This window comes from Sorangium sp. So ce375, from assembly GCF_051473855.1.
Taxonomy (GTDB): Bacteria; Myxococcota_A; Polyangia; order Polyangiales; family Polyangiaceae; genus Sorangium.
The window spans coordinates 359,406-372,625 of record NZ_CP150335.1; the positions used below are offsets into that span (position 1 = coordinate 359,406).

Below are 13,220 nucleotides of genomic sequence, written 5' to 3' on the forward strand. Positions count from 1 at the left end.
GCATGTGGACCACGTGCTCAACGATCTACCTGAGAAGCACTCGAAGCACGACGCGCCAAAACGGATGGTCACGAGCAGCGCCGACCAGCAGTCGAAGATCGATACGCTGCTCTATTCACCCTCCGCGCCGACCTCCGAGGCAGAAGCAGAGAACATGCATGTGGGCGTCACCCTGCCCGCCACAGGGCAGCGCAAGGGCTCGCACATCTTCTTCGTGCTCCGCGTGAGCAAGGACGAGAAGCGGATCCAGACGTTCGACACGAGCAACGGCTACCCGCTCGACAAACATACAGGTGACACCGTGATGGACCCGCTCGGCAAGGAGGGGATCTACGATGGCATCTCCCTCACCACAGCTCCTCCTGGCAACGTCTTCTGCGGGATGGGCGTGCTGCCCGAGGCCCCCGTGGCGCTCGACGTCATGGCGGCGCACCTCCGCCGCGCACGCCCCATCGGCCTCATGCGACTCGTGATCGCGGAGCGCCGCCCTGGGCCCGAGCTCAGCGACCGACACGTGCTGTTCGTCAGCAAGCTCATGCGGATGTACGATGACAACGACCAGAATTTCTGGGTGAGCAAGGGCGCGTGGTCGCTGCGCAACACCCCCGCGTTCGAGGGCGAGCGCGCGGCGGAGCGGCCGTCGTATCTGCGCGACGAGGCCGCGAGCGCGCCGTGGCCCGCTCCGCCCGCGGAGCCGGCGCCCGGCGCGCTGCGGAACCTCCATGGGACCGCCGAGATGAGCCGGTTCGTCCCCCGGCCCGCGATGCCCTTCCAGGAGCTCGATCCGGCGCGCGAGCCCGGCAAGAAGCGCTGATCCCGAGATGGGTTCTCTTCTTGGCGCCCTAGTAGAGCGTTCCCTAACTTCGTCCCTGGATCGGCGATGTGCCAGCCCCGCTACGAGCTGAGCCGGCCGGGCTTGCGAACAACGCGAGTTCGTCGCTGGACGTCGACGCAATGCCGGCGGCGCAACGCCAGCGCCGGGCCAGCTACTCGATAGGCGCGAGCGTCCAGGGGAAGTCGGTCATCATCAACTTGAGCAAGTCCTGCCACAGGCCACGGAGGCCGGTCTTCTCCCACTTGCCGGTGTGAGTCGCGATCTCGAGCGTCCAGAGGTGGACGGTGTCACGTCGCAGCCTGGCGTGCGCGATCGGGTCGGTTTCAGGACCCGACTCGATGATCACCAGCTGCCCGTACTTCCGGGCCCTCAGGTGGGGCAGTCCGTGCGCTTCGAGGTAGGCGCGGACCGCGGCGGCGTGCTCCGGGGCGGCGTGCGGCTTGGACATCGGCCCGCACGGAAGCTCAGGCTGCGTACGATGGCAAGGTCGCCCTCCACTGGCCGCGGAACTTCCAGCGGAAGGGCCGGGCTTGGTGCTCGTTCCAGTGGCGCACGAAGCCGAGCACGCACCGGCTCAGCTCCTCGGCGGAGGCGAAGGAGGCGTGCTTGAGCACCCGACGGCTCAGGATGCTGAACCACAGCTCGATCTGATTGACCCACGACGCATGGATGGGCGTGTAGACGAAGTGGAAGCGCCCGCCGTGCCGCGCATTGAACTCGTTCCACCTGGCGCCGTGGTGGATGTTGAGGTTGTCCCAGATGATGTAGACCTCGCCCGTAGGGTAGCGCTCCGCCACCTCGTCCATGAACGCGAGCAGATCGGCGGCGGTGCGTGTCGGTCCACAGCGCGACAACACCTCGCCCGTCTTGACATTGAAGGCGCCGATCAGCGTGAGCGTGCCGTGGCGTTGATACTCGAACTCCCGGCGCGCGGCGTTTCGGCTGCGGCACGGCTGCATGGGGAACCGATGCTCCAGCGCCTGCATGCCGGTCTTCTCATCGACGCACAGCACGGTCGCGCCTGCGGGAGGCTCCAGGTACAGCTTGCAGATCACCTCGACCTTGGACCGGAAGTCCGGGTCCGGGCTGTGCAGCCACAGCCGGACCCGATGCGGTCGGAGGCTGGCTCCCTGCAGCACGCGCCAGACCTCGGTGCGGCTCTGCTCCACCTTGGTCTCGAGCTTCAGGGCCTTGGCCAGCTGGTCCAGGGTCCAGACCTGCTCGAACGGGACCTTGTGCTCATCGGGGCGGCAGCAGGCCAGCTTGATGAGCTCGTAGTGCACCGCGGTCGCCACGCGCGGCGGTCGGCCCGTGCGCGGCTTGTCCTGCAGCACCGCCTCGTCCGCGATCGCTGCGACCCGGTTGCGCCACTTGCGCACCGTCTTGATGTCGCAGCCCACGGCACGCTGGATCTGCTCGTTGCTCCATCCCTCGTCGGCCAAGAGCGCGATCCGGGCACGCTGCGCATCGCGCTGCGAGGTCTTGGGCGAACGCGCCGTCTGCTGCAGCTTCTGGCGCAGCGGCGCGGGCAGCAGGACGGGTTTTGCGCGAGCTCGGGGCACCTACGCGCGTGGGACCTGCCCCGCGCCGAGGGCTTCAAAAACGCACGCGATCGCAGGTGACCCGGCAACCTCGCCTCGCAGACCTTAATGCGCTGCGCGTGCTCGCCACGCTCTGGCTGCGCACGACCCCGATGGGCTCGGCTGGCTCACCTCGGATCCAGGGACGAACTTGGGGAACGCTGTACTAGGCCACTACGAGGTCTGCACGTCGCCGAGCTGGCATCGGGACATCACGCTCGGGATGATGGCCCTGGGGTGGTTGGCTTTCGTGCGCGCGAGGCTTCCCGCGGAGGACGCCTTCCCGTACGCCCCGGCGATGAACCCCGAGCTCGTGCCCGCAGCGGCGGGCCCTCCGCCGGGAAAGAATGCGGAGGCCATGCAGAAGACGGCGCTTGCGACGCCGGCGAAAGCAAGCCCACCGCGCCCGAAGAATGCGACGGTCCGCCGACGCTGGCGCCTTGGAGCATTCCCGAAGTCCGTCGCCTGATGGAGTTGGTGCTTCCGCTGCCCGCTCATTCACCCGAGTTCCGCTGGGCATGGTCGATGTGGCGACGCCGAAAGCGCGCCCAGGCTCGCGCCTGCTGCTATCGGCGCCGCCGCAACCGGTCGCGTGCCCGCGCCCGGGTGTAGTGCTAGGGCTGCCAGCACTCGACGCCGAGCACCGTCGGCCGCGGATCCTGAGTCACCTCGACGATCTTCACGCACCTCTCAGAGGCATCGTGGCACCCAGTCTCGCAGTCGCCGGCGTTCTCTTCATCCTTGATGCAGATGATCCCTGACTTCGGTGGCGGGTCTTCCCGCGGCTTCGGATACTTCGTCTCGCAGCACTGCAAGCATTCGGCGAGCCTCTCGGCGCATACCCGGAGTCCGGGGATATCCTGAGGGATGTCCTCTTCATCGTCGAGCCACTCGGAGAGCAGGAGGATCCCGATCAAGATGGCCCCTCCGGCGATCAGAGTCCCCGGGTTGATGGCCGCGCCGGCGATAGCGTAGTTTCCATTCGGATCGATGAAGTTCACCGGGTCCGAAAGGACATACCCATACAGGTTGGTATCGCCCCCGTCGAAGCCCATAGGATCCCGCGCCGCCCACCGTCCTGTCTTCGCGTCGTAGTCGCGTTCACCGAACCGCACGAGCTTGGTGTCAGGGTCGTACACTCCGCCAGCGAACCCGAACGGCTGGAAGCCCGGGTTGGTGTCGAGCAGCACATTGCCGAACTCGTCATAGTCGATCCGCTGGGCGACCGCGCCCGTCGCGCTGTTGACCACGAGCCTCGGGCTGCCACGGTAGTCGGTGACGATCCGGTAGGTGACGCCGCCCCTGATCATCACGTCTGGAACGTTGTCGCGGCTGGCGTAGATGAAGCGGGAGACGACGCTGCCCGCGCCGCTCAGCTCGGCGGCGATACGCCGTTGGTCGATGTAGAGGAACCCCTGGCTGGCCACGCCGTTGACGCGCTTCTGGACCCGGTGTCCGACGCCATCGACGACGTAGTCGATGGCCGTCCCGCTCGGCAACGCCACCGAGCGGAGGTTGCCGAGCGCGTCGTACTCGTACGTCGTGACGTCGCTCCCGTTCTCCGTCTTGCTCTCCAGCTCGCCGCCAGCGGCGTAGGTGTACGTCGTGGTGCCGTACGTCGTGAGCCGATCCTGGTCGTCGTAGGTCGGCGACACGCTCCCGGAGATCGATGTGTGGCCGATCCGGTTGCCATTGGCCCCATAGTCGTAATGGCTGATGAGCATCGCGTCCTTGAACACATCCGTGAGCCGCCCGGCGGCGTCGTAGCCGTACATGAACGTGTGGGTCTCGCCCTGGATGGTCTCGGTGACGGAGTGAATGCGCCCGACCGCGTCGGGGGTGTAGCTCGCGCTGAAGAGCGGCGAGCCGCCGGCCGCGAGCGAGTACTGCTCCACCTCGCCGTGATCGGTGTAGCTCACCGTGTCGATGACGCTTCCCAGCGTGCTCCCCGTCTGGAGCCCGTTCTGCGGGTCGCGCGCGATGGTGAGCGCACCTGCCTGCGTGAGCAGCCCGTCGTCGTCGTACCCGAAGCTCACGAGGCCGACGCCGTTCACCCTCTCCGTGTCGACGCGGAAATCGTTGTTGTACGTCGAGCTCACGTTGCCCGTGACAGCACCCGACCACGTGCGGCGGGTGAGGAGCCTGCCATCGTGCTCGTAAGCGAGAGTGACGCCGTCGGGGCCGCCGATGCTCGAGATATTGCCTGTCGTCGGGGAGTACTGATAGACGAGCGCTCCCTGCCCCGCCGGGAGCGTGACGCTGGTGAGGCGACCCGTCGTCGGATCGCGGTCGTAGCTCACGGTGGAGAGATCCGGCCGGATCCTCGCCGTGAGCGCTCGATCGAGGTCGTAGTCGAACGTCGTGGTGGTCGATCCCGACCCGACGTCGGGCGGCGTCTCCGTGTGCAGCAGGTTGATGGGAGTGTACGTGAACGCGTGCACCGGGCGCCCGGGCGGGGTCACCGACGTGCGGTTGCCGTTGTCGTCGTAGCTGAACGACGCGATCGCGGCGTCAGGCCGGGTCTCGCTGAGGATCCGGCCAGCCGGGTCGGTGGTGTACGTCGTCGTCTCGTTCAAGGGATTGGTGATGGTCTCGAGGTAACCGCCCGGCGAGTACGTGTAGGTGGTGATGCGGTCCCCCTGCGTCCTCGTCCACAGCTGCCCGGTCGCTGTGTACGCCTGCTCGATCGGCAAGAGCCCGGGCACCTGGAGCTGGGACAGCCGCCCTTTCGCGTCGAGGACGACCGTCATCGACCGGCCTTCCGCCGTGGTGATCGTCCACGTCGTGGACGCCTTGTCGAAGACCCGGGTTGTCGTCTTTCCGTTGAGGCTCGACGTCTCGGTGAGCGAGGTCAGACTGAGCGCGTCGACGGCATTCGTACCCGTCACGGACCGCGAGCGGTCCACGACCCGGGTACGCCCCTGCGGCGTCACGGTTGTCTCCCGACTGACGAGAGGCGCCTGCATACCGAAGCGCGGATCGCCGACGACCTCGGTCGTGATCGAGGTGCCGTCAAGCAAGGTCGCTGTCGTGGTGCCGCTGGCGTTCGTCTGCTCGTTCGTCGAGCGACCGCTCGCGCCGGTTTGGGTGCGCTGCTGGCTATCGGCGGAGATCTCGTGCGATTGTATCCTCCCCATCGCCGTGGTGAGCGTCACGCGGTACCCAGACGAGGTGCTCACCCGGTCGAGCTGCTTGAATCCGCCGGCCGGGTCGGTATCCCTGGTGAGCCGCCCCAGCGCGTCGTACTCGAACTCGTAGAGATGGCTCTTCGCGTCGAGCAAGGAGTGCAGCAGACCGGTCTCCGGATAATAGGTGAGCGTCGTGGTCTCGCCCGCCGGGTTCATGACTGTCCAGAGATAGCCTTCCCCATTGACCGCGAGCTGCGTCACCTGTCCACCGGGCGCCACGATCGCCATCGGAGCTCCGCTGCTGTTCCGCTGGATGGTGGTCACCTGGTTGTTGACGTCGGTGATCGTCGCCAGCCTTCCCGCTGCGTCATAGCCGAACTGGTATCGCGGGATGCCGAAGAGCGCATCCAGCGTGCTGACATGCCGCCCGTTGTCGAACATGTAGACCTCGGAGCCGCCCTCGCTGGCGATGGCGAATTCATCGTCGCCGACGAGGTCCGGCATGGCGGATCGGATGCGCGCGATCATCGCCTGATCCAACAGGGCTTTGCTGGTGACGAGGACGCTTCCGTCTGGCCCAACGGCGACCCCGCCCACCATGAGGAGCCCGGCCTTCGTCGGGGGGCCGTTCAGGCCGCAGTGGCTACCGCCGCAGAGCGGAGTCCCCCCGCGCTCTTGACCCGTACCCGCGAACAGCTTCACTTCCCCATCGAAGGAGCTCCGGTAGATGACGCTATATTTGGATGACCTTTGCAATCCACTCTCGATGTAGAGGCCGCCAGCGTCGATCGCGATAGCTCCCGGATCGAGGATGACCGCCAGCTGGTGCAAAAGACCAGCCGTGTCGACGGAATAGATGCGGTTACGCCAGTTGTCGGACAAGTAGACGCGACCATCTGGCGCTAGCGCGATGCCGGAGATGGAGCAGAGGTTGGCTTGCAGCGCAGGCGTACCGGACTGGGGGTGGTTGACCGACGAGCTAGGGCACGACCCCGAGCCTGCCACGGTTGTGATGATCCCGTTCGGCGCCACCTTCCGCAGGCGACCAACGGTGGCGATGTACAACGTGCCGTCATCCGCCACCGCCAGCGCTTGCGGAGACTGGATAAACCCAGAGGTGGCAAGAGCACCGTCAGGAACTGCAGTGCCAAACGAGCCCGTGCCAGCGATCGTGGTGATGACGCCCGAGGGTGAGATTTTTCGAACCCGATTGTTCTCGCTGTCGGCGAGGAAGATGGTGCCGTCTTTACCCACCGCGATGGCGCGCGGGCGCGCTATGCTCGCGCTGGTCGCCGGGCCGTTGTCGCCATTGTACCCATAGGATCCGTTACCAGCGACGGTCAGGACGTGTCCATCCGGCGTGATCTTGCGGAGGCGGTGGGTGTAATGATCCGTGAAATAGATGGTTCCATCGGGCCCCGCTGCGACCGCGTGGGGTGTGCCGACCGACGCGGCTCCCACGTCGACGTTGTCGGCGGCGGTGGCTGCGCTGTAGGGGACATCGCCCGCGACCCGCTCAATGATGCCCAGCACCTGCTCGCTGGTCCGGCGCGAGCCGTCCCCTTTGTACAGCCGGAGGGCGTTGCTATCGTACGAGTGATGCGGGCTCAGGCTCCAGCCGCCGAGCGCATCCGCCTGGTTATGCCATGTGCCGACGAACTGCTCCCATTCACGCCATAACGTGATCTCCTCCCGTGCGGGAGAGTTCGAGATCCGCACGCCGGCCTCCGAGAGCGCGGCGAACGATTGCGACAGCTCGGCAGCTTCCATGTAGTAGGCATGATAGGTATACCCCAGCCTGATCGTCGCCCGCTGAGGTCCATGGATCTCCCGCCCGAAGCGATCCTTGCCGTCCCACTCGACCACGTACTGTTGGTTCGGCTCGCACGGGCAGGTAACCTCGTGGCTCATTGTGCGCCCGGCAATATTCACCTCGACCTCGGCACTGTTGAGGTCGGGAGACACGCTCGCCGGGGTGATGGGGATCGTGATCCGGTACGGCTCCCTGCGCCCCACGGTTCGATCGCTCTGGTAGTGCAGGTCGAACGGCGTGCCCGCGATCGGCAGCTTCTCCCCGAGGATCTGGCCCTCGCACTCGATAATCGATCCGGGTTCCGGGCAGCGCTTGTCCGGCGGGGGCGGCGGGGGCGGCGGGGGCGGCGGGGGCGGCGCTGCGCCGGGTCTCGGCCCATAGGGCCAGTTGCAGTCGAACGGCGTGAAGTGGTTGACGCGCGAGCGCCAGAGGCTCGTTCCGGGCGTATACAGCGAGCCGAGCTGCGCGAGCTCGTCCGCGGTGATCTCGAGGTCGGCGAGGGCGCTGCCGCTGTCGGCGACGCCATCGCCGTCGACATCGACAGACGCGACGCCCCCGCTCACCGCGACGATCTCCACGACGCGGCCGTTGTCGGACGGAATCCACGCGCCCTTCCGTGCATCGTAGTAACCGATGGGCACCGCCGTGCCGACTGGGAAGCTCAGGAAGTTGTCAACGTAAAAGGAGACGGGTTGGCTGAACTGGACGTCGGTGGCTCCGGCGGCGATGGCCTCATCGAGCCCGAGCTCGACCGCGTAGGTGTAGCCGCTGGCTGGCGGGAGCGTCCCTGGCATGCTCTCGGGGCCGCTCGGACCGACGGTGTACTCGGTCGCTCGTACGTGCACCTCATTCGGCAGGGGCACCGTCATAGTCGTGCCAGGAGACCCGCCCGGGTCCGGTACCGTCATCGTCCCAGTCGTGCTCGGGGCGAAGAGTAGGGTCGCCTGCCGCGTGCCGCTGTCGTCCGATTGAACGCTCCCGCGGGCCACCTGGGCCCCCGTCGCGCTGCCCAGGGCGACGGGGGTTACGGCCGGATCTCGCTCGATCATGACCACATCAGGCGCCCCGGACCAGTGCCGCCAGCGGGTATTCACGTTCCGCTGCACCGGGAGGTAGCCCGGCTTCTCGTATTGCATCGTGAGCGGCTTGCCTCCGCGCACGACCAGCTCGAACGCGCCGTCGGCGCGGGTGAGCACCTGCCCATAACTCTCGGCGTCCGCCGCGCCGTGGTGCAGCGCGCTCACCTTGACCCCCGAGATCGGCCCCCCTGCCCTGGTGGCGACCTTGCCCGTGATGACCGCGACCGAGGCGGCGTCGATCGTCGCTGTGACGCCGATCTGCGGCGCGTTGGGCCCCTGGTAGATGCAGCTGACCGCGTCGATGAGCTGCGTGGGGACGGTCGGATCGAGCGCCGCGCAGGCGACGTGCGCGACGGCGCCGGTCGCCGGATCACACGTGTCGATCGTGCTTGGGTCGCCGTCATCGGTCGAGACGGGCGTGTGCTGGATGCCCAGCGCGGGATCGCACGAATCGATCGTGCACGCGTCGCCGTCATCGAGCGTGCCAGTGCAGGTCGGCGAGGTCGTGTAACAGACCTCGAGGCTCGGCCGCTCGGCGACCTGCGGCTCCTCGCTGCTGCGGAACGAGGTCGTGAGGACCGGCGCCTCCTCCAGCAGCATGCCGTGATTCGGGACGGTGCCCGTGAGCCACGCCGCGGTGAGCGAGGTCAAGTCGGCCGAGCGGAACCCGGCGCCGGGCAACGACTGGAACGATCCAGCGATTGCCGTGTCGAAGGCGGTTCCATTTCCCAGGCTCTGCCAGGTCGCCGTCGTCTCGGTCCATGGCGAGGTGATCCGGTGGATGTTGATGGTGCTAGAGGTGGTGTCGTCCCGGTAGATCTGCATGAGCCGCAGCGTCGCGGAGACGACCGTCGCCTCGGTGGGCACCGGCGTGAGATCGAAGCGAAGGACGGCGTGCCGTACGCCATACTCGGCCAGGGAACCCGTGCGAAAGAGCACGGTCGAGTCGCTCCAAGTCGGGTAGGCCTCCCAGATCGTCACGTCCTCCACCGTGCCGAGCGTTCCGCGCTGGAGGGTGACGCAGGTCGTGCCCTCGGTTGAGGCCAGCTTCGCGTTCCCCAGCGATTCCTCCTGCGGCGCGTTCGAGGTGCAGGCGACGCTCGTCAAGAGGGCGCTCAGGAGGGCGCCACCCCCGATCGCGGTGCATCTCGTCCGGGGAGGGCGAGCACGTTCAAGCGATGTTCTTGATGCAAAGCGCAAGCGATGCATGTTCCGCATGAGCGAAGATCCTTTCCATTGAAATACTACCTGGCGTCGTCCTGCTCTCGATCGGCCGCAGAATCACCTTCGCTGTGCACGAGAGCGGCGCAACGGTCGCGCATGAGTGCAAGCCAGGTGCCAGACCTCAGGAGAGTGGGCCGCCGCGTGGGCAGCCGCGGTGGTCACCCAGGGAGGCGCCAGGCAACGCCGCTCATTTCGGGCCATCTTTGACGTCACAGCCATGTGACACGAGAGTTTGCAGAGCGCCCGGTGTCGCTCTGACCTCTCCGGGGCGCGCCGCGGGCATGGCGACATCCGCGATCGCGAGCGCCCTCCGGCCGGCGCAGTCAGGCGCAAGTTTGTGCTACCGTGCCAGCGTTCAATCGAGTCGTGTTTGAGCTCGGGCGCCTCGGGCTGTGACCGAGGTTCGAGGCTGCCAAGCAGCGCGCTCAGGCGCGCTGCTTGGCGGCACCTTCGCCGGCCTCCGGCCCATCGGGAGGCGGCAGCGCGACCGTCAGGGCCTCGATCCGGGGCAGCTCGCGCCGGAGGCGAGCCTGCTGGAAGTCGGGATCGAAGGACCCCTTGAACCACAACACGAGCACGTAAATGCCCCCGAACGACGCCGCGAGATACGAATCCTCGGACGGCTCGGCAGGGTGAGCTACGCGGAGCCGTCCGCCTCGGCGTAGGGCAACACGTTGGGGCTCGGCGAGCTCCCGCTCGAGAAAGCGTTCGGCAGGCGGGAGCGTCGTGGGCGCGACGGGCCAAATGCACCAGAGGCTGCCGGACGCGTCAACGACGGCCGCGGCGCAGCCGCCGGCGTGGGTGACGAGATCGCGCAGGGCATCTCGCAGGGCTTTCCACTCCGGAATCTCGTCGCCGAGAAGCATGGGACGAATGTAGCACGACGGCTCCAACTCTTCCTCGACGAGGTGGACCCTGCGCTGAGTCGGACGGTCGAGGGCGGGCAGCTTCGCCGTGCTGACACTGCGCTGGAGCCTTGCTCCGCGCGGTGGTCGCGACAGAAATCCCCGTGCGCAGCCGGCGCCGTAGGCGGACAGCGTCCCGCCGAAAGCCAGGTCGATGAGATGAATAACCACCGTTGAAACGGGGATGAAAAACGCCTCACGGATCTCCTCTTTCGCCACCGGCCCCTAGAGACGGCAGGCCTCGTGTGTGTGCGTACCGAATGCAGGGGCCGTGCCAGTCGATGCTCACGGAGAGGAGCGCTCATCTCCCGCCACCCCACTCTGGAATCGCCGTCGGCATGCTTGCGTGATCCGTCGCTGGTTGCTGCACGCTGCCATCACGTGGCCGGCGTTGTCGCCTCCAGGGCCTCCGCGTGACATGTCGCGGCGCTAGCGTGACATGTCGCGGCGCTAGCGTGACATGTCATGTGACATGTCACGGCGCTAGCGTGACATGTCACGTTGCCCCGGCGGTCTGCGAAGGATCTCGCCTCGTGCACGCGACGAGGAGGCGTCGCTCTGTTGAGCTTCACCTTCCCACGTCGGAGCAGCCGTGGACGGTTGCCCAGCGATTGCATGGTGCGCCGGACCTCGAACGCGCGAAAAATGCGGTTTGCGGCGGCATTCGCGACCATGCTGGGCACGACGCCGCCGGCCAGGTGCACGAAGAGCGGGTCATTGGCCAGGGCCTCCAGGCCGAAGACCCGCGCTTCCCCGGCCACGGCGGCGTCGATAGGCAGCCGCATCTGGGCGGCCATGAGGAGGACAGCTCGGCTGTCCGGCGTGAGTCGACCGAACGTGCGCCGGAGTGTGGCGTCGACATCGAGCTCACGGAGGAAGACACCGAAGCCGACCAGCCCCGCCACACCCGTGACGGTCGCCTCCGTCGCGCGGGTGTGCACCGCACGCGGGTCGGGAATCTCGATAAATAGATCATTTTCTAGATAGTATCGGGATTCATCGAGAATTTACTTGCTAAGCTCCAATGGTAATTGGGCGATATCCAGAGGGTTGACTCAAGTAACCAGCTTGATGTCGCCTGGATCCAGAGGAAACGCTCATGGATCGAGCCAACCGGACCGGAGCGCCCCCTCGGCCCCTACCCGCTCGGCCTCTGCCGCCGGCGAGCCCATCCTCCGCGCCCGCGGCCTCCACGAGGCCATCGCGCTCGGCGCGACCCATCGAGGCGCTCCGCGGCGTCGATCTCGGCATCCACGCCGGCCTCAACCCGGAATGAACAACGCGGGCGCGTAACCCGGGCTCAGGTCCTCGTACGGCTGGGTGTTGGGTATCCGGTTCCAGAGGTGCCCGAGGAGCGGCGCTCCGCCCTCCGGCCCTGCCTCGACCTCGATCCCGGTGACGTCCTCCGCCGGGTTCGACGCACGCAAGGCGTGGTTCCACGCGAAGAGGTGCTGGTAGCGGTATTACGTCTGCCGCATCGATGCCGTGTTGCAATCGCATCGCGAGCGCGGTGCGGCGCAGCTGCCGCGGCGTTCGGGGGGGGCGCGCTTCGATGGATGGAGGGTGGGTGAGTACGAGGCGCGGGAGAGGGCCTACGCGCAGTGTGACCGCGCCGCGTCGCTCAGCGCCCCTTGCGCCTGGTGTTCGCGATGGGGGGCCGGTGATGAAGGCGTGCGCCGGTGGGGTATGGCGCTTGAGGGTGGCGGACGCGACGGGAACCCCCTTGTTTTCCCAGGCGTCGATTTCGTCGAGCACGCCGGCGTCGGCAGCGGCGACGAGGCCGAGCCGGGTGCGGATGACGCGCTGGAGCAGGCGCCATCCCTCGGAGAGATCGTCATCGGAGCAGCCGTGGCCGACGAGCGCCGCGGCGACCTTGTACCTGCGGAGCCCGAGGGAGCACCAGGAGCACCCGCTCGGCATTCACGCGCCGGCCGGCTCGCTCATCGCGCCACGAGGTCTGCTGTCGAGCGCGGCGCGACCTCGTAGGTCGTCTCGTATTGCGCGGCGAGGCCGGTCACCGTGATGTCCTGATCGACCGCAAGCGACGCGGTGTCGATGACAGGTTGGCCGTCCACGATGTGCACGAAGACCTGGATCTCGCCCGAGCCGTCGTCGATGTACACCTTGAAGCCGTAGGGCTGGTCGTCCTCCACGGCCTTGGTCACGCGGCCGCCCACGCGCACCAGCAGGCCCTCGACGGGCTCTCCGACCTCTCCGGTCGTCACGTCCCTCGGACCGACGGCGCCGGCCTCGCCGAGCGCCGTGACCGAGGCTGCCTTGGCGTTGAGCACCGTCTGCTGGGCCGCCTGCGCGAGCGTCCCCGTGACACGCACCCGGGTGTCGAGGTCGAGATCGAGCGCGTCGGGAAGGCTCACGTAGATGCCACCGGTGTCGTCCTGCAGGGCGAAGCCCTGCTCGCCGGTCGCCGAATTGAATGTGCCGGGCACGACGGTCACGACACCGTCGACCGTCGCCGTGGAGCCCTCGGCCAGGCCGCGGGCTTGGGAGATGGCGACCACGACCTCCTCGTCCGGAGCAGGTGACCCTTCGCCAGAGCTGCAGGCCGTCGTCGCGAGGACGCAGGTGGTGACGGCGATCGAGACGATGCTGCGAATCGAAACGGTCTTGCGCATTCCCCGTCCCTAGCCGTGCTGTC

The 13,220-nt window shown here is 67.3% G+C and carries 7 protein-coding genes and 1 pseudogene; 1 reads left to right on the forward strand and 7 read right to left on the reverse strand.

Going from position 1 to position 13,220, the window contains the following annotated elements; translation table 11 throughout:
* The first annotated feature begins 13 nt into the window (after positions 1-13).
* A complete protein-coding gene (locus WME90_RS01365) occupies positions 14-814 on the forward strand; it encodes a hypothetical protein (protein ID WP_437279233.1) in 801 nt (266 codons plus the stop codon).
* A 172-nt stretch (positions 815-986) separates the two neighbouring features.
* Here the strand turns inward: WME90_RS01365 and WME90_RS01370 are convergent, their stop codons facing one another.
* The 7 genes and pseudogenes from WME90_RS01370 to WME90_RS01400 form a co-directional block, all read right to left on the reverse strand.
* Positions 987-1,283, reverse strand: a complete 297-nt coding sequence (locus WME90_RS01370; RefSeq protein ID WP_437279234.1) for a hypothetical protein — start codon at positions 1,281-1,283, stop codon at positions 987-989.
* 16 nt (positions 1,284-1,299) lie between these two features.
* Positions 1,300-2,397, reverse strand: coding sequence for an IS630 family transposase (locus tag WME90_RS01375; protein WP_437279235.1), 1,098 nt, complete (start codon positions 2,395-2,397; stop codon positions 1,300-1,302).
* Positions 2,398-3,029: 632 nt separating this feature from the next.
* The gene (locus tag WME90_RS01380) at positions 3,030-9,542 is read right to left on the reverse strand and encodes a DNRLRE domain-containing protein (RefSeq protein ID WP_437279236.1); all 6,513 of its coding nucleotides are present in this window, start codon (positions 9,540-9,542) and stop codon (positions 3,030-3,032) included.
* Positions 9,543-10,084: 542 nt separating this feature from the next.
* Positions 10,085-10,783 carry a hypothetical protein gene (locus WME90_RS01385; protein WP_437279237.1) on the reverse strand — a complete coding sequence of 233 codons (699 nt, stop codon included), beginning with the start codon at positions 10,781-10,783 and terminating at the stop codon, positions 10,085-10,087.
* Between the two features lie 452 nt (positions 10,784-11,235).
* Positions 11,236-11,571 (reverse strand): annotated as a pseudogene (locus tag WME90_RS01390) (hypothetical protein); the annotation flags it as partial.
* A gap of 255 nt (positions 11,572-11,826) precedes the next feature.
* Positions 11,827-11,991: a hypothetical protein gene (locus tag WME90_RS01395; RefSeq protein ID WP_437279238.1), complete on the reverse strand. Its 165-nt coding sequence runs from the start codon at positions 11,989-11,991 to the stop codon at positions 11,827-11,829.
* 513 nt (positions 11,992-12,504) lie between these two features.
* Entirely contained in the window at positions 12,505-13,197 is a 693-nt protein-coding gene (locus WME90_RS01400; protein ID WP_437279239.1) for a DNA-binding protein, read from the reverse strand.
* Positions 13,198-13,220: the final 23 nt, after the last annotated feature.

Coding starts and splice junctions, on each gene's coding strand:
- WME90_RS01400 (WP_437279239.1), bottom strand. CDS start 13,197: ATGCGCAAGACCGTTTCGATTCGCAGCATCGTCTCGATCGCCGTCACC.
- WME90_RS01370 (WP_437279234.1), bottom strand. CDS start 1,283: ATGTCCAAGCCGCACGCCGCCCCGGAGCACGCCGCCGCGGTCCGCGCC.